Annotated in this window: 20 protein-coding genes; 14 read left to right on the top strand and 6 right to left on the bottom strand. The window is 72.8% G+C overall.

Translation table 11 applies throughout. The annotated features are described in order from the left end of the window. The first annotated feature begins 153 nt into the window (after window positions 1-153). Window positions 154-1,326 (top strand): AAA family ATPase, encoded by a 1,173-nt coding sequence (locus MFF21_RS09625; protein ID WP_238310941.1) that lies wholly within the window; start codon window positions 154-156, stop codon window positions 1,324-1,326. Between the two features lie 3 nt (window positions 1,327-1,329). Here the strand turns inward: MFF21_RS09625 and MFF21_RS09620 are convergent, their stop codons facing one another. Then, entirely contained in the window at window positions 1,330-1,893 is a 564-nt protein-coding gene (locus MFF21_RS09620; protein WP_238310940.1) for a helix-turn-helix domain-containing protein, read from the bottom strand. Between the two features lie 114 nt (window positions 1,894-2,007). Here MFF21_RS09620 and MFF21_RS09615 point away from each other — a divergent pair, with 114 nt between their 5' ends. After that, window positions 2,008-2,691, top strand: a complete 684-nt coding sequence (locus MFF21_RS09615; protein WP_238310939.1) for an MOSC domain-containing protein — start codon at window positions 2,008-2,010, stop codon at window positions 2,689-2,691. Between the two features lie 6 nt (window positions 2,692-2,697). On the opposite strand, the gene fabI is transcribed toward MFF21_RS09615, so the two are convergent. The 3 genes from fabI to MFF21_RS09600 form a co-directional block, all read right to left on the bottom strand. Beyond that, a complete protein-coding gene (gene fabI, locus MFF21_RS09610; protein WP_238310938.1) occupies window positions 2,698-3,558 on the bottom strand; it encodes an enoyl-ACP reductase FabI in 861 nt (286 codons plus the stop codon). Between the two features lie 137 nt (window positions 3,559-3,695). Next, window positions 3,696-4,637 (bottom strand): DnaJ C-terminal domain-containing protein, encoded by a 942-nt coding sequence (locus MFF21_RS09605; RefSeq protein WP_238311233.1) that lies wholly within the window; start codon window positions 4,635-4,637, stop codon window positions 3,696-3,698. Window positions 4,638-4,802: 165 nt separating this feature from the next. Beyond that, entirely contained in the window at window positions 4,803-5,366 is a 564-nt protein-coding gene (locus tag MFF21_RS09600) for an RT0821/Lpp0805 family surface protein (RefSeq protein WP_373324974.1), read from the bottom strand. A gap of 91 nt (window positions 5,367-5,457) precedes the next feature. Between MFF21_RS09600 and pdxH the strand changes: the two genes are divergently transcribed. Then, window positions 5,458-6,099: a pyridoxamine 5'-phosphate oxidase gene (pdxH, locus tag MFF21_RS09595; RefSeq protein WP_283206518.1), complete on the top strand. Its 642-nt coding sequence runs from the start codon at window positions 5,458-5,460 to the stop codon at window positions 6,097-6,099. A 3-nt stretch (window positions 6,100-6,102) separates the two neighbouring features. Here the strand turns inward: pdxH and MFF21_RS09590 are convergent, their stop codons facing one another. Further along, window positions 6,103-6,474 carry a response regulator gene (locus MFF21_RS09590; protein ID WP_238310937.1) on the bottom strand — a complete coding sequence of 124 codons (372 nt, stop codon included), beginning with the start codon at window positions 6,472-6,474 and terminating at the stop codon, window positions 6,103-6,105. A 294-nt stretch (window positions 6,475-6,768) separates the two neighbouring features. Here MFF21_RS09590 and MFF21_RS09585 point away from each other — a divergent pair, with 294 nt between their 5' ends. From MFF21_RS09585 to MFF21_RS09565, 5 genes are all read left to right on the top strand, one after another. Beyond that, window positions 6,769-7,491 carry an SDR family NAD(P)-dependent oxidoreductase gene (locus tag MFF21_RS09585; protein ID WP_238311230.1) on the top strand — a complete coding sequence of 241 codons (723 nt, stop codon included), beginning with the start codon at window positions 6,769-6,771 and terminating at the stop codon, window positions 7,489-7,491. Continuing rightward, window positions 7,484-8,629 (top strand): hypothetical protein, encoded by a 1,146-nt coding sequence (locus MFF21_RS09580; RefSeq protein ID WP_238310936.1) that lies wholly within the window; start codon window positions 7,484-7,486, stop codon window positions 8,627-8,629. The genes MFF21_RS09585 and MFF21_RS09580 overlap by 8 nt, the downstream gene beginning before the upstream one ends. Then, entirely contained in the window at window positions 8,626-9,084 is a 459-nt protein-coding gene (locus MFF21_RS09575) for an NUDIX hydrolase (protein ID WP_238310935.1), read from the top strand. Before MFF21_RS09580 ends, MFF21_RS09575 begins: the two co-directional genes overlap by 4 nt. Beyond that, window positions 9,081-9,545 (top strand): TIGR02301 family protein, encoded by a 465-nt coding sequence (locus MFF21_RS09570; RefSeq protein ID WP_238310934.1) that lies wholly within the window; start codon window positions 9,081-9,083, stop codon window positions 9,543-9,545. Before MFF21_RS09575 ends, MFF21_RS09570 begins: the two co-directional genes overlap by 4 nt. Before the next feature lie 165 nt (window positions 9,546-9,710). After that, a complete protein-coding gene (locus MFF21_RS09565) occupies window positions 9,711-9,962 on the top strand; it encodes a hypothetical protein (RefSeq protein WP_238310933.1) in 252 nt (83 codons plus the stop codon). A gap of 63 nt (window positions 9,963-10,025) precedes the next feature. Here the strand turns inward: MFF21_RS09565 and MFF21_RS09560 are convergent, their stop codons facing one another. Next, window positions 10,026-11,378, bottom strand: a complete 1,353-nt coding sequence (locus MFF21_RS09560) for a dihydroorotase (protein ID WP_238310932.1) — start codon at window positions 11,376-11,378, stop codon at window positions 10,026-10,028. 92 nt (window positions 11,379-11,470) lie between these two features. Between MFF21_RS09560 and ygfZ the strand changes: the two genes are divergently transcribed. The 6 genes from ygfZ to MFF21_RS09530 form a co-directional block, all read left to right on the top strand. Continuing rightward, window positions 11,471-12,328 carry a CAF17-like 4Fe-4S cluster assembly/insertion protein YgfZ gene (gene ygfZ / locus MFF21_RS09555; protein ID WP_238310931.1) on the top strand — a complete coding sequence of 286 codons (858 nt, stop codon included), beginning with the start codon at window positions 11,471-11,473 and terminating at the stop codon, window positions 12,326-12,328. 6 nt (window positions 12,329-12,334) lie between these two features. Then, window positions 12,335-12,961, top strand: a complete 627-nt coding sequence (locus MFF21_RS09550; RefSeq protein WP_238310930.1) for a DNA-3-methyladenine glycosylase I — start codon at window positions 12,335-12,337, stop codon at window positions 12,959-12,961. A 47-nt stretch (window positions 12,962-13,008) separates the two neighbouring features. After that, entirely contained in the window at window positions 13,009-13,596 is a 588-nt protein-coding gene (locus MFF21_RS09545) for an HD domain-containing protein (protein ID WP_238311229.1), read from the top strand. Between the two features lie 3 nt (window positions 13,597-13,599). Further along, window positions 13,600-14,112: a tyrosine phosphatase family protein gene (locus tag MFF21_RS09540; protein WP_238310929.1), complete on the top strand. Its 513-nt coding sequence runs from the start codon at window positions 13,600-13,602 to the stop codon at window positions 14,110-14,112. 133 nt (window positions 14,113-14,245) lie between these two features. After that, on the top strand, window positions 14,246-14,536 hold the full coding sequence (locus MFF21_RS09535) for an exodeoxyribonuclease VII small subunit (protein WP_238310928.1): 291 nt from the start codon (window positions 14,246-14,248) through the stop codon (window positions 14,534-14,536). A gap of 91 nt (window positions 14,537-14,627) precedes the next feature. Continuing rightward, a partial coding sequence (locus MFF21_RS09530) for a 1-deoxy-D-xylulose-5-phosphate synthase N-terminal domain-containing protein (protein ID WP_283206517.1) occupies window positions 14,628-14,889 on the top strand: 262 nt, incomplete at its 3' end.

Here is a 14,889-nt window from a genome sequence, read left to right as displayed (position 1 = left end):
GGGAAGCAGGCGGTCCGGCTGAAGCCCGCCCCCTCCACCGCCCGTCCCGCCGGGGCGAGCGCGTAGTTGCAGGCCCGGGGTCCTCCTGACGGCCGCCCTTGCCAAATCGCGGCGGCTCGCCTTCGATCGGCCCTGCCTTGCTGCGGGGACGCCATGCTCACGGTCCGGGAGATCGCCGTCGCCGGCTACCGTTCGCTCAAGGGGATCCGGTTCCCGGTCGGCGCCTTGAGCGTGTTCGTCGGCGGCAACGGCGTCGGCAAGACCAATCTCTATCGGGCGCTGGAGCTGCTGCAGGGCGCGGCGACCGGACGGCTGACCCGCACGATCGCGGCGGAGGGCGGGATGGAATCCGCGCTCTGGGCCGGCCCGCGCCGGGCTAAGGACCGCGCCCGCGTCAGGCTCACCGCCGAACTCTGCGACGACGAGACCGGCCAGGGCTTCCTCTACGCGGTCGAGGTTGGCCTGGTCCCGCAATCGATCGACGGCTGGGGCAACGTGACCGTCCTCGGGGCCGGCTTCGCCCTCGAGCCGCAGGTGAAGACGGAACGCCTCACCCTCACCGCGGGCCGGCGCCCCCTGATCCTCCTCGACCGCGACGGCCCCACGGGCTTCGTGCGCGGCGAGGGCGGGGCCAAGCGCCCCTTCGGCGTCGCCATCCTCCCGAGCGAGACGGCGCTCGCCGCGCTCCAGGACGCCGTGGCCTTCCCGGAGCTCCAGATCCTGCGCCAGGCGCTGCAGGACTGGCGTTTCCACCACGGCTTCCGCTCCGACGCGGCCTCACCCCTGCGCCGGCCCTGCCTCGCGGTGACGACGCCGACGCTCGCCTCGGACGGCGCCGACCTCGCCGCCGTCTTCGCCACGCTCCGCCACATCCGGCAGGACAGCGCGGAGCTCGACGCCGCGATCGAGCACGCCTTTCCCGGTGCCCGGCTCATCGTGCCGGAGCCCGGCCGGGACGCCGAATTCGGGCTGATCTTTCCGGATTACCCGAAGCGCGTCTTCCAGGCCTCCGAGCTCTCGGACGGGACCCTGCGCTTCCTGGCGCTCGCCGGCGCGCTGCTGGCCTATCGGCTGCCCTCCTTCGTGGCCCTGAACGAGCCGGAGACGAGCCTGCATCCCGACCTGATGCCGGCGCTGGCGCGGATGATCGTCCTGGCCGCGCGCCGCACGCAGGTCTGGCTGGTCACGCATTCCGAGCCGCTCGCCGCGGCGATCGCCCGGGAAGGCGGCGTGCGGCCGCATGTGGTGATCAAGCGGGCCGGCGAGACCTGGATCGAGGGGCTGCGCCTCGCCGGGGACTTTTCCGAGGACGACGAAGGCGCCTGAGGCTCAGCCGGCGGCGATCATCACGAGGACGGCCGCGGGATCCGGGCCGAGCCGGCGCAGGCGGTGGGGCAGGCCCCCGTCATAGGTGGCGCAATCGCCCGCCTGCAGGGTGACGCGGCGGTCGGCCACGGCGAGCTCGACGCGTCCCCGCAGGACATAGGCGATCTCCTGGCCGCCATGGCTCGGTCGGTCCGCATCGTGGAAGGCGTCCCCCGGCTCGACCAGGTAGAGCGCGGCCGCCCGCCCATCCCGGGCCGGCACGAGGGCGTGGACGGCGTAATCGGGCTCGCGCACGCCCATCTCGCGCACGCCCGTCTCTCGCACGCCCATGGCTTCCGCACCGCGCACGACGACGACCTCGTCCGCCTCGATCCGCTCGCCGAACAGCGAGGCCATGTCCGCGCCCAGAGCCGTCCCGATCGCCTCCAGGGTGGCGAGGGAAGGCGCCTTTTCCCCACGCTCGATCCGCGACAGGTGCCCCTTGTGAACGCCGACCGCCTCGGCGAGCGCGTCGAGGGTGAGGCCACGACGGCGGCGAAGGGCGCGGATGCGGCTGGCAACGGACATCGCGCGACAAAGCCTCAGGGGCGGTCTCCTGGCAACCATCGCGCAGGGAGACAACTTCGCTCCACTAAACAACATGTTGTCTTGGACTTACACCGTCTCTGGGAGGAGCGGGCGATGGATGTTGCGATTCGTGCGGTCCTGGTCGGGCCCGTTGCCCCGCTGGGGCGGAAGGGCACCCCGAGCGGGATCGCCAAGGCGCCGGTCTCGGATCCCGTCGCGATCGGCCCCCTCGGCCTGTCCGGCGACGCGCAGGCCGACGCGCGCCATCACGGCGGCCCCGAGAAGGCGGTGCATCACTACGCGCTGGACCATGCGGCGGCCTGGCGGGCGGAGCTGCCCGATCCGCCGGCCCTGCTCGGGCAGCCGGGGGCCTTCGGCGAGAACCTGTCCAGCCTCGGCCTGACCGAGGCGGAGATCTGCATCGGCGACGTGTTGCGCGCCGGGGGCGCCCTGCTCCAGGTCAGCCAGGCCCGTCAGCCTTGCTGGAAGCTCAACGAGCGCTTCGGGGTGCCGGACATGGCGCGCCGCGTGCAGGCGAGCGGGCGCACGGGCTGGTATTACCGGGTGCTGGAACCGGGCATGGTCGCGGCGGGGGATCGCCTGCGGCTGGTGGAGCGGCCCTGCCCGTCCTGGCCGCTCGCCCGGCTGCTCCGCGTGTTCTACGTCGACCGGCTCGACCGGGCGGCCCTCACGGAGATCGCGGCCCTCGCGCCCCTGTCGGAATCCTGGCGGCAGCTCGCCGCCCGGCGGCTGGAGAGGGCCGCCGTGGAGGATTGGAGCGCGCGCCTCGACGGGTGAGGCGGATCAGTCCCGGTCGAGGGAGAGGTCGGGGGCGTCCGGGTTCTTCATGCCGACGACGTGGTAGCCGGCATCCACGTGCAGGATCTCGCCGGTCATGCCCTTCGACATGTCGGAGACGAGATAGGTCGCGGTCTCGCCGACCTCCTCGATGGTCACGGTCCGGCGCAGGGGCGCGTTGTACTCGTTCCACTTCAGGATGTAGCGGAAATCGCCGATGCCGGAGGCGGCCAGCGTCTTGATCGGGCCGGCCGAGATCGCGTTGACGCGGATGTTCGAGGGGCCGAGATCGGCGGCGAGGTAGCGCACGGAGGCCTCGAGCGCCGCCTTGGCCACGCCCATGACGTTGTAGTGGGGCATCCACTTCTCGGCGCCGTAATAGGTCAGCGTCAGCAGCGAGCCGCCGTTCTTCATCAGCGTCTCGGCCCGCTGGGCGATGGCCGTGAAGGAGTAGCAGGAGATCAGCAGCGACTTGGTGAAGTTGCCCTCGCTGGTCTCGACGTAGCGGCCCGTCAGCTCGTCCTTGTCGGAGAAGGCGATGCAATGGACCACGAAGTCCAGGCCCTCGGGGAAGAGCTCGGCGGTGGCGGCGAAGACGGCGTCGATCGAGGCCGCGTCGGTCACGTCGCAATGGCCGACCACATGGGCGTCGAGCTCGCGGGCGAGGGGCTCGACCCGCTTCTTCAGGGCGTCGCCCTGGTAGGTGAAGGCGAGCTTAGCGCCATGGGCGGCGGCGCTCCTGGCGATGCCCCAGGCGATCGAACGATTGTTGGCGACGCCGAGGATCAGGCCGCGCTTGCCGGCGAGAAGCCCGGTTCCGGCGGCGCCGATGCCGGGGGATTTCTGAACCGGGCTCGTTTCCGACATCAAGGCACCCTGAAGCTGTCCCGCAGGCGGGCGATGCTCCGCCGCCCGTCTGCCGGGGCATCCTTAGCGGAGCCCCGACGGGGAAAAAAGCCTTAAGCGGCCTTCCTCCCGCGCCGCGGTGCGTCCGGCTCCGCGCCTCAGGCGGTGCCGGCCTTCGCCTCGCGGCGGCGGCGGGCATAGTCGGTCAGCGCCGCATCCTCGCCGTCGGGCAGGGCGATGGCCGTCGTCGCCAGCAGGTCGCCGCGGCTGCCGTCCTTCTTCGGCAGGCCCTTGCCGCGCAGGCGGAAGGTGCGGCCGGAGCCGGTCATGGGCGGCACCTTCATCTCGACGGCGCCGGTGAGCGTCGGCACGCGCAGCATCCCGCCGAGCACCGCGTCTTCCAGCGGCAGGTCGACCGTGGCGCGCAGGTCCGCCCCCTCCACCTTGAAGCGGGGATGGGGCAGGATGCGGATGGTGAGCAGCGCGTCGCCGGCCTCGCCCCGCGGGCCGCCGGAGCCGCCGAGCCCGCGCAGGCGGATGGTCTGCCCGTCGGTCACGCCCTTGGGCACCACCACATCGACGTCCCGGCCGCCGGGCAGGGTGATGCGCAGCTTCTCCTCGCTCGCCACCTGCTCCAGCGTCACGGCGAGCTCCGCCGCCACGTCCTCGCCGCGCATCGGGCCCCGGGCCCCCGCCCCGGGACCGGCGCCGCCGGCCCGGAAGGCCTCGCCGAACAGGTGCGAGAAGATGTCCTCGCCGATGCCGCCGGGGCCGCCGGCCCGGCCGCCGCCGCCGCGGGTGAAGCCTTCGAAGTCGAAATTGCCCCGGCCCGGGCCGCCGCCGAAGCCGGAAAAGCCCTCGAATCCGGTCGCGCGCGGGCGGCCCTCGGCGTCGATCTCGCCGCGGTCGAACTGCGCGCGCTTGTCCTTGTCGCCCAGGATCTCATAGGCGGTGTTGGCTTCCGCGAAGCGGTCCTTGGCCTTGGCGTCGTCCTTGTTGCGGTCGGGATGGTAGGTCTTGGCGAGCTTGCGGAAGGCCTTCTTGATGTCGGCCTCGCTCGCGCCCTTCGGCACTCCGAGAACGTCGTAGGGATTGCGCATCATCAGGTCTTCGAGAGGGGTCACGGGCGGCGGTGAGGCCGCCCAGGTTAGCATCCCACCGAGGTAGGGAATGCGTTGCTTTTTTGCAACGCTGTTCGTCGGCTCAAATGTGCGCCGCGGGATGGGACCGCACCGGCGCCCATCGTCCGCCGCGCGGCGGGCGCCTCAACTCTTGCTGGCGGGCCTGGCCTGCCCTCTGGCGCCCCCCTTCTCGTCCGGCTTGCCCTCCCCCTTGGCCGTGCGCAGGCGCCGCAGCTCCCATGCGCTGCCGGAGGGCTTGCAGCCCGTGCCGCGCACGAAGCGGCTGGTGCTCTCGCCGATCACGGAGGCGAGGAAGTCGCGGCAGACCTCGTCGTTGCTCACGTAGGGCAGGCCGGTGGGATTCACCGAGCCGCGCATCGCGGTCTCGGGATTCTCCCATTTCACCGGCCGGCCGTTGCCCTGCGGATCGAGGGCCACCGACAGGGCGGCATGGGCCCGGCGCCAATCCTCGACGCCCAGATCCTTGCCGAAGGTCAGTTCCGGCCTGGCGAGGCTGCCGGTGGTCGTGGGCTCCTCTGGCGCCGTGGCGGCGGCCTCGCTGCGGAAGGTGAGGATCGGGCCGCTGCAACCGCAGATCGATGTCGGGAGCGCCATCGCGAGAAACAGGGCCGCACCGGCGGAGGTCGTCCGGGAGCGGCGTGGGCGCACGTCGTTCCCGGGGAGGGCTTTACAGTCGCTCCGACGCATTACACCTGAACCCGCGCGATGACCCGTTCGGCCTGTCGTGCCCCCAAACGTCGGTGCCCCCGACCCGGATGCCACTGCGGAGGATGAAACCTTGGATGGGTTAAAGATCGATGAGCCGCGGCACCCTCCCGCCGAGGCGGCCGGCGACTTCACCCTGGCGGAGGATCCCTGGGCGCTCTTCGCCGCCTGGATGGAGGAGGCGCGCCTGTCGGAGCCGGAGGATCACAACGCCATGGCGCTCGCCACGGCCGGGTCCGACGGGCTGCCGGACGTGCGCATGATCCTGATGAAGGGGCTCGATCCCCGCGGCATCGTCTTCTACACCAACGTGGACTCCGCCAAGGGCCAGGAGCTCGCGCAGAACCCGCAGGCGGCGATCGTGCTGCACTGGAAGTCTCTGCGCCGGCAGATCCGCGCCCGCGGCCCCGTGAGCCGCGTCACGGCGGAGGAGGCGGACGCCTATTTCGAGAGCCGCCGCCGGGAGAGCCGGCTGGGCGCCATCGCGAGCCGGCAGTCGCGTCCGCTCGTCGACCGGGCGACCCTGATGGCCGAGGTCGAGGCCCTCGCCGCGCGATACGAGAACGGCCCCGTGCCCCGGCCGGAGAACTGGACCGGCTTCCGCATCGCCCCGGTGCAGATCGAGTTCTGGCAGAACGGCGACTTCCGTCTGCACGACCGCGTCCGCTTCACCAGGGCCGGCGCGGGCTGGGACCGGGCGCGGCTCTATCCCTGACGATCAGGCCATCAGGCCGCGGATCGCCGCGAGGATCGCCGCCTCGGTATAGGGCTTGGGGATGAACTGGCCGCGGGCCGGGACGTCCCCGGGCTCCGGCCGGATCTTCCCGGAGGTGATGACGATGCCGATCCGCGGCCAGCGCCGATGGATGCAGGCGGCGAGCTTGATGCCGTCGATGCCGAGGGGCATGTCGATGTCCGTGAGGACCACGCGCACGCCGTCGGTGCGGTCGAGATGCCGGATGGCCTCGTTGCCGTTGCCCGCCTGATGGGCCTCGAAGCCGGCCCCCTCGAGGGTTTCCACCGCGGCGCTGCGCACCACGGCGTCGTCCTCGACCACGAGCACGATCGGACGCTCTGTCGGCGTGCCCACCCGTCTTCCCTCACGCATCCGGTCGTGCCCCGACGCGGCCCGGCCGCGCCCGGGGCAAGCGTGGCCGTTCCGCCGCTCGCACGAACCTCCCCGGCCGGCAAGGGCGCCGCCGCCACAACCGAGGCGGAACGTGCATACAAGGCGAAACCGCGAACGGAACCGGCCTCTTTCGCATTGCAGCGCAGACCCTGGATTTCCGGCTAGGCGCGGCTTAGACCTGTAGGCCCCCGTCCCCTGCGGTGCCGGGGCAGCGAGGGAACGGCCTTGGCCTACTCCAACGACCGTCGACGGGTGATGCTGCTCACCGGCGCGAGCCGGGGCATCGGGCATGCCACCGTGAAGCGATTCTCCGCCGCCGGCTGGCGGGTCATCACCTGTTCGCGCCATCCCTTCCCCGAGAACTGTCCCTGGGAGATGGGACCGGAGGATCACCTCCAGGTCGATCTCGCCGATGCGCAGGACACCGTGCGCGGCGTGCGGGAGGTGGCCGAGCGCCTCGCCAAGGAGGGCGGCCTGCTGCACGCCCTCGTCAACAATGCCGGCATCTCGCCGAAGGGCCCCGAGGGCGAGCGCCTCGGGGCGCTGGGCACGACCTACGAGGATTGGGCGCGGGTGTTCCAGGTGAACTTCTTCGCGCCGATCCTGCTGGCGCGGGGCCTGTGCGACGAGCTCACCCGGGCCAAGGGCTCGATCGTCAACGTCACCTCGATCGCGGGCTCCCGGGTGCATCCCTTCGCGGGGGCGGCCTACGGCACCTCCAAGGCGGCGCTGGCCGGCCTGACCCGGGAGATGGCGGCCGATTTCGGCCCCCTCGGCGTGCGGGTGAACGCGATCTCCCCCGGCGAGATCGACACCTCGATCCTGTCGCCCGGGACCGACAAGCTCGTGCAGCAGATCCCGCAGCGCCGCCTCGGCACGCCGGACGAGGTCGCCAAGGCGATCTACTTCCTGTGCACGGAGGCCTCCTCCTACGTGAACGGGGCCGAGCTGCACATCAACGGCGGGCAGCATGTCTGACCGCGCGAGGGCGGCGCTCGCCGCCCTGGCTGCCTGGATGATCGGGGCCGGCGCGGCGACGGCCGGGCCCTCCGTCGCGATCCTCGACCTGCCCTTCGCCGCCACCGCGCTGCGGGGCCCCGGCAGCGAGACCGCGCTCTCCATCGCCACCTCGGGCCTGGTGCCCGGCACCCGCCGCAAGCCCGCGAGCGCGGATCCGAAGATCGGGCCGGAGGCGGAGGGGCCGGAGCCGCTGGCCGTGGTCTGGGGCGAGGGCGGCGGCGCGGTGCTGACGCTCCGCGAGGGCCAGGTCCGCGTCAGCCCGATCGATGCGGAGGCGGTCGAGGGCCTCACGGTGGCCGAGACCCCGCGCAACGCCGTGCCCGGCGCCCGCCGGGTGCTGGACGGGCCGCTCACCGCCTATCTCACCGGCCCGACCCGGGCCCTGGGCGGCGGCCCGGGCCAGGCCGCCGGCCTCACCATCCGCGAGCGCCAGCCGATCGGGATGACCCGCGACCCGAAGCCGGTGCCGACCGCGACGGAGACCGTGGCGCCGGGCGCCGAGGCGGTCTTCGCCGCGCGCACGCCCCTGGTCGCCCGGCTCGCCGGCAAGCCGGTCCTCCTCGCCGTGGCGGTCCTGGGCGGGGGCGCCTCCGCGGCGCTCCTGATCGGCAAGGACGGGCCGGGGCACTGGGCCGTGCTCGCCCGGACCCCGCCCCAGGCCGGCGCCGGGCCGGAGGGCGCGCCCCTCGCCTTCGCCGCCGCCGGCGACTTCACCGGCAAGGGCCGCACCCAGCTCGCCGCCGTGCGCGCCCCCGACGGCGCCGGCATGCTCCAGCTCTGGGAGGTCGCGCCGGAGGGCTTCCGCCTGCTGCACGAGGCTCCGGGCTACACCGCCGCCCGGGGCGAGGCCCCTCTCGCCGCCGCCGTCGAGACCGGATCCGTGCCGCTGCTCGCCCTGCCCTCGGCCGATCGCAGCGCCCTCGCCCTGGTCTCCCTGAAGGACGGGGTGAGCGAGCGCGCCCGCATCCCCCTCCCCGCCCCGGCCGCGACCGGCCTCGCCTCCCTCGGTCGGGGGGACGCGGCCCGCCTCCTGGTCGGGCTCGCCGATGGGCGCGTCGCCGTGGTCGATCCCGGCCTTGCGGGGGCGGCACGGTGAACGAGGAGGCCCGCACCTTCCCGAGCCGGCCGTTCCTCGGCGTCTCGATCGCGGTGATCCGGGACGGCCGCGTGCTGCTCGCGGCCCGCGCCAACCCGCCGATGCGCGGCGTCTGGACCCTGCCCGGCGGCCTCGTCGAGCCCGGCGAAGCCCTGGCGGAGGCGGCGCTGCGCGAGCTTCGGGAGGAAGTCGGGGTCGAGGCGGCGGTGGTCGGCCCGAGCCTGACGCCCACCGAGATCATCCTGCGCGCGCCGGACGGCCGCGTGCGCCACCATTACGTGGTGCATCCCCATGCCGCCCTCTGGCGCGGCGGCGAGGCGATGCCCGGCCCGGAGGCCCTCGGCGTGCGCTGGGCGGAGCCGGAGGAGGTGCTGGCCCTGGAGACCACGCCGGGCCTGTTCGAGACCCTGCGCGAGGCCTTCGCCCGGGTCGCCGCGGCGGAGGTCGCGGCATGAGCGCGCGTCTCCCGGCGCTCCTGCTGCTCGCGACCCTCGCCGCGGCCTGGCCGGTGGCGGAGGCCGGCGCGCAATGGCGCAACGCCCCGACCCGGCAGGGCGGCAAGGCCCCGGCCCCCGAGAAGGACAAGGAGCCCCCGCCCCCGGCCGAGCCGCCGCCGGCCCCCTATGACCGCGACCTGATGCGGCTCGCGGAGGTGATCGGCTCCCTGTCCTTCCTGCGCAGCCTCTGCGCCGCCCAGGATGCGGAGGAATGGCCGGCGCGGATGAGGGCGCTCCTGGAGACGGAGGGCGTGACGCCGAACCGGCGCGACCGCCTCGCCGGGGCCTATAACCGCGGCTATCGCGGCTACGCCCTCACCTATCGGATCTGCACCCCCTCGGCCGGCGAGGCCACCGCCCGCTTCCTCGCGGAGGGCGACCGGCTGTCCCATGCCATTGCCGGGCGCTTCGGCGGATGACGGCCCTGTGGCGCCCGGGCCACATGTGGCGGGCCTGCACGAATTCCTGCAGGTTTGAGCGGTCGCGTTAACCGATCCGAAATTACCGGCTGGCCCGCCCGGGGGCGCTCGCGTATCGTGCAGGTGTTCGGCCGGCCCAGTCCGGCACAGAAACGTGCCAGAGCCATGAATAACGACGCCCCCGCGCCCTTCGACGCAGACGCCAACGACAAGCGCGTCGCGCTCGGTCTCGTGACGGAAGCCTTCGCGGAAGGCTGTCTCGACGGGCTCGACGGCGACTGCATGGCCCAGGCCGCCCTCTTCGCCGCCTTCCAGGAACTGGTGGCGACCTATGGCGAGGAGGCGACCGCCCGCTACGCCGAGGGCCTGCCCGAGCGCATCCGCGAGGGCGGCTTCACCACCACCCTGCAGCATTGAGGCCGGCGCGGTCGGGTTTGAGAGGCCGCGACCCGCGGGCGTGAGCGCGCGACGCCGTGCCCGCTAGCGGGCGGCCGGCACCGCCTCCTCGAACACCACCGCCTCGCCGCGCGCGGGCGTTTCCAGAGCGCCCTGCCACATCACCGGCAGGCCGCGCACCACCGTGCCCACCGGCCAGCCGGTGACGGTGACGCCGTCATAGGGCGTCCAGCCGCATTTCGAGGCGATCCACGCGTTGCGGATGGTCTCCCGGCGCTTCAGGTCCACCACCGTCACGTCGGCATCGTAGCCGACCGCGAGGCGGCCCTTGCGGGCGATGCCGAACAGGCGCTTCGGCCCGGCGCTGGTCAGGTCCACGAAGCGGGCGAGCGACAGGCGCCCGGCCGCGACATGGTCGAGCATGACCGGCACCAGGGTCTGCACCCCGGTCATGCCGGAGGGGGAATCCGGATAGGGCTTGGCCTTCTCCTCCAGCGTGTGCGGCGCGTGGTCGGAGCCGAGCACGTCGGCGATCCCCTGGCTGAGCCCGTGCCAGATCCCGTCGCGATGGGCGGCGTCGCGCACGGGCGGGTTCATCTGCACCAGGGTGCCGAGCCGGGCATAGGCCTCGCTGCCGTCCAGGGTCAGGTGGTGCGGCGTCACCTCGACGCTGACGAGGTCCTTCGCGCGGGCCAGGATCGGCATCTCGTCGGCGGTCGAGATGTGCAGGATGTGGATGCGGGCGCCGGTCTCGCGGGCCAGCGCGATCAGGCGCTCCGTCGCCTTCACGGCGGCCTCGGGCGAGCGCCAGACCGGGTGCGAGGACGGGTCGTTCGGGACCCTCAGGCCCTTGCGCTCCCGCAGCATCGGCTCGTCCTCCGAATGGAAGGCGGCGCGGCGGCGGATGCGCGACAGGATCTCCCGCACCCCGGCATCGTCCTCCACCAGCAGCGAGCCGGTGGAGGAGCCGATGAACACCTTGATGCCCGCCGCCCCCGGCAGGCGCTCGAGCTCGGCGACCTGATGGGCGTTCTCGTGGGTGCCGCCGACCCAGAAGGCGAAGTCGCAATGCATGCGGTGATGGGCGCGGGCGACCTTGTCGGCCAGCGCGTCGGCGCTGGTCGTCTGCGGATGGGTGTTCGGCATCTCGAACACGGCGGTCACGCCGCCCATCACCGCGGCGCGGGAGCCCGATTCCAGGTCCTCCTTGTGGTCGAGGCCGGGCTCGCGGAAATGCACCTGGCTGTCGATCACGCCGGGCAGCAGATGGAGCCCGCGGCAATCGCGCCGCTCGGCCGTGTCGGCGCGGGACAGGTCGCCGATCGCCGCGACGCGGCCCGCCCGGATGCCGAGATCGGCCTCGTGGGCGCCGTCATGGTTGACCAGCGTGCCGCCGGCGAGGACGAGATCGAACGGGGCTTCCGAAGGGGTTCCCATGCCGGGGCTCCTGCAAGCGTTGAGAGCGGCTGCGGGGCGGCTTATGTCAGCCCTTCGCGGCGCGCAACGCCGCCCGTTCGAGAGGAGCCCGCATGCCCATCGCCCTGCTGCCGGACCGCGCCCTGGTCGCCGTGTCCGGTCCGGACGCGACGGACTTCCTGCAGGGGATCCTCACCTGCAACGTCGAGACCCTGCCCGAGGGGGAGGCCCGGCTCGGGGCCCTGCTCACGCCCCAGGGCAAGATCCAGTTCGACTTCCTGCTGTCGAGGACGCCGGAGGGCTACCGCTTCGACCTCGCCGCCGAGCGCGTGCCCGATTTCCTCAAGCGCCTGACCCTCTATAAGCTGCGGGCGAAGGTGACGATCGCCGCCGAGCCGACCCTCGGGATCGGCGCCGCCTGGGACGGGGCCGCCCCCGCCGCTGAAGTCTCGGCCCCGAAGGACGGGCGCCTGCCCGCGCTCGGCGACCGCCTCTATTTCGCGGAGGGCGCCTTCTCGGCGGATGCCACGGAGGCCGATTACCACGCCCACCGCATCGCCCTGGGCGTGCCCGAGGGCGGGCGCGACTTCGCCTTCGGCGACGCCTTCCCGCACGAGGCGCTGATGGACCAACTCGGCGGCGTCGATTTCCGCAAGGGCTGCTATGTCGGCCAGGAGGTGGTCTCGCGCATGCAGCACCGCGGCACCGCCCGCACCCGCATCCTGCCCCTGGTCTATCGCGAGGGCGCGGCGCCGGCCTTCGGCAGCGAGGTCACGGCGGGGGGCAAGAGTCTCGGCAGCACCGGCAGCGGCGCCGGGGCGCGCGGGCTCGCCGCGATCCGGCTCGACCGCCTCGCCGACGCCCTCGCCGCGGGCGAGACCGTGCGGGCGGGGGGCCTGCTCGCGGCGGTGGAGAAGCCGGCCTTCGCCCGCTTCGCCTTCCCCGAAGACGCCGCCGCGCCGGCCGGCTGAGCCGCGATGAGCGACAGCGACGGTCTCCTCGCCACCCATCCCGACGGCTGCCCCCGCTGCGGGTGGGCGGGGCTCGACCCGCTCTACGTGGCCTATCACGACACGGAATGGGGCGTGCCGGAATACGGCGCCCGCGCCCTCTACGAGAAGCTGATCCTCGACGGCTTCCAGGCCGGGCTGTCCTGGATCACGATCCTGCGCCGGCGGGAGGGCTTCCGCAGGGCCTTCGCCGGGTTCGACCCCGAGGCCGTCGCCCGGTTCGGGGCGGCGGATGTCGAGCGGCTGATGCAGGACACCGGCATCATCCGCAACCGCGCCAAGATCGTCGGCACGATCAACGGCGCCCGGGCCTGGCTCCGGATTGAGGAGGCGGGGCCGGGTTTCTCGAAGTTTCTCTGGGACTTCTGCGACGGCGTTCCCATCCAGCCTCAGCCGAGGAGCCGGGCCGACATCGCTACCGAGACCGAACTCTCGCGAACGATCTCCAAGGCCTTGAAGGCGCACGGATTCCGCTTCGTCGGGCCGACCATCGTCCATGCCTTCATGCAGGCGGTGGGGATGGTCAACGATCACCTCGTCGGCTGCCACCGGCACGCGGCCTGTGCCGCCCTCGGCCGGGAGCGTCCCCGGTGAGCGCCCGTCCGTCCCGGGCCAAGCCCCCGCCGCGGGCCTGGCAGCGCATGCTGTCGGGCCGCCGCCTCGACCTGCTCGACCCCTCCCCGCTTGACATCGAGATCGCCGACATCGCCCACGGGCTCGCCCGGGTCGCCCGCTGGAACGGGCAGACGGAGGGGCCGCACGTCTTTTCCGTCGCCCAGCATTCCCTGCTGGTCGAGGCGATCGGCGGGGCGCTCGTCGGCGCGGCCGGGCCGGCGCCGCGCCTGGAGCTGCTGCTGCACGACGCCCCGGAATACGTGATCGGGGACATCATCTCCCCCCTGAAGGGGGCGATCGGCGACGCCTACAAGAGTGTCGAGCGCCGGCTGCTCGTCGCGATCCGGCACCGCTTCGGCCTGCCCGCCCCCGAGCCGGCCCTGACCCGGCTCGTCAAGAAGGCCGACCGCATCGCGGCCTATCTGGAGGCGACGCGCCTGGCCGGATTCGCGCCCGCGGAGGCCGAGCGCTATTTCGGGCGGCCGAGCCCGATGCCGGACAGCCTCGCCCGCGAGATCGAGGCGCTGACGCGGAGCTGGCCGACGGCGCAGGCTCAGGAGCGCTACCGGGATCGCTTCGAAGCCCTGAGCGCCACGCTTCGAAGCGCCGCCTGAGCCATGCCGAGCCTATATGTCTGCTCCCTCTCGCGTCTCCCGGAGACCGCGGCCTCCATCCGCCCAAGCCACCTCATAACCCTGACCACCCCCGGCACGGTGGTGGAGCGGCCGGCCGCGATTCCCGCCGAACGTCATTTGACGATCAATCTCAGCGACATCGTCGCGCCCCTCGACGGGCATGTCCTGCCCGAGACGGCGCATGTGGAGCGCTTCCTCTCCTTCGTGTTCGCCTGGGAGCGGCAGGCACCCCTGCTCATCCATTGCTATGCCGGTATCAGCCGCTCGACGGCCGCCGCCTTCATCGCTGCCTGTGCGCTGTGCCCGGCGCGGGACGAAGCGGAGCTCGCGCGGGAGTTGCGCGGGCTCTCGCCCTCGGCGACGCCGAACCCGCGTCTCGTCCAGCTCGCCGATGCCCATCTCGGCCGGGAGGGCCGGATGGTCGCCGCCATCGCCGCGATCGGGCGGGGGGAGGAGGCGTTCGAGGGCAGCCCGTTCCGGCTCACCCTGGCCTGATGCGGACGCGATCCGACTGTGACGCAAAGGCCGCCCGCCCCTGCCAAATCCCGTCAACCGAATTGCGCGCGACCGCCCCGGGGTTGTGTCGCCGCTCCGCGCCCGTCATAACCCGCCAAAAGGGGTGAACAGGATGACGGCCGCTCGTTCCGCCGCGCAGGCGCCCGCGTCCGAGGCGGCGCGGATAGATTCGGACTCCGCCGACCTGCCGTTCGAGAGGGCTCTCGAACAGCTCGAGGATATCGTGCGCCGCCTCGAGAAGGGCGACGTGCCCCTCGACGAGTCGGTGGAAATCTACGAGCGCGGTGAGGCCCTCAAGCGCCATTGCGAGGCTCTGCTGCGCAAGGCAGAGGCGCGCATCCAGCGGATCACCCTGGGGCCGGATGGCCGCGCCGCCGGGGCCGAGCCCCTCGACGTGGGCTAGAGACCAGCATGGGCATCGACCCGATCCTTCCCGTCCTTCCGAGCCGGCAGAGCGAGGCCGGCTCTTCTCGATTTCCGGCGTGAGGCATCCATTGGCACTCGTTGACACCTCGATATTGGAGGGGCTTGAGACGCCGGATGCGCTTCGGCGTGTTCCGGAGGGCGAGCTTCAGGGGATCGCGGATGCGGTCCGTGCGGAGATGATCGACGCGGTCTCGGTGACCGGGGGTCATCTGGGCTCGGGTCTGGGCGTGGTCGAGCTGACGGTGGCGCTGCATCACGTGTTCGACACGCCCTATGACCGGGTGGTGTGGGATGTCGGGCACCAGTGCTACCCGCACAAGATCCTGACCG

The sequence above is a fragment of the Methylobacterium organophilum genome, from assembly GCF_022179465.1.
Lineage (GTDB): Bacteria > Pseudomonadota > Alphaproteobacteria > Rhizobiales > Beijerinckiaceae > Methylobacterium > Methylobacterium organophilum.
The sequence above is the reverse complement of the archived record's forward strand: the minus strand, read 5'-3'. Positions and strand labels throughout refer to the sequence as shown.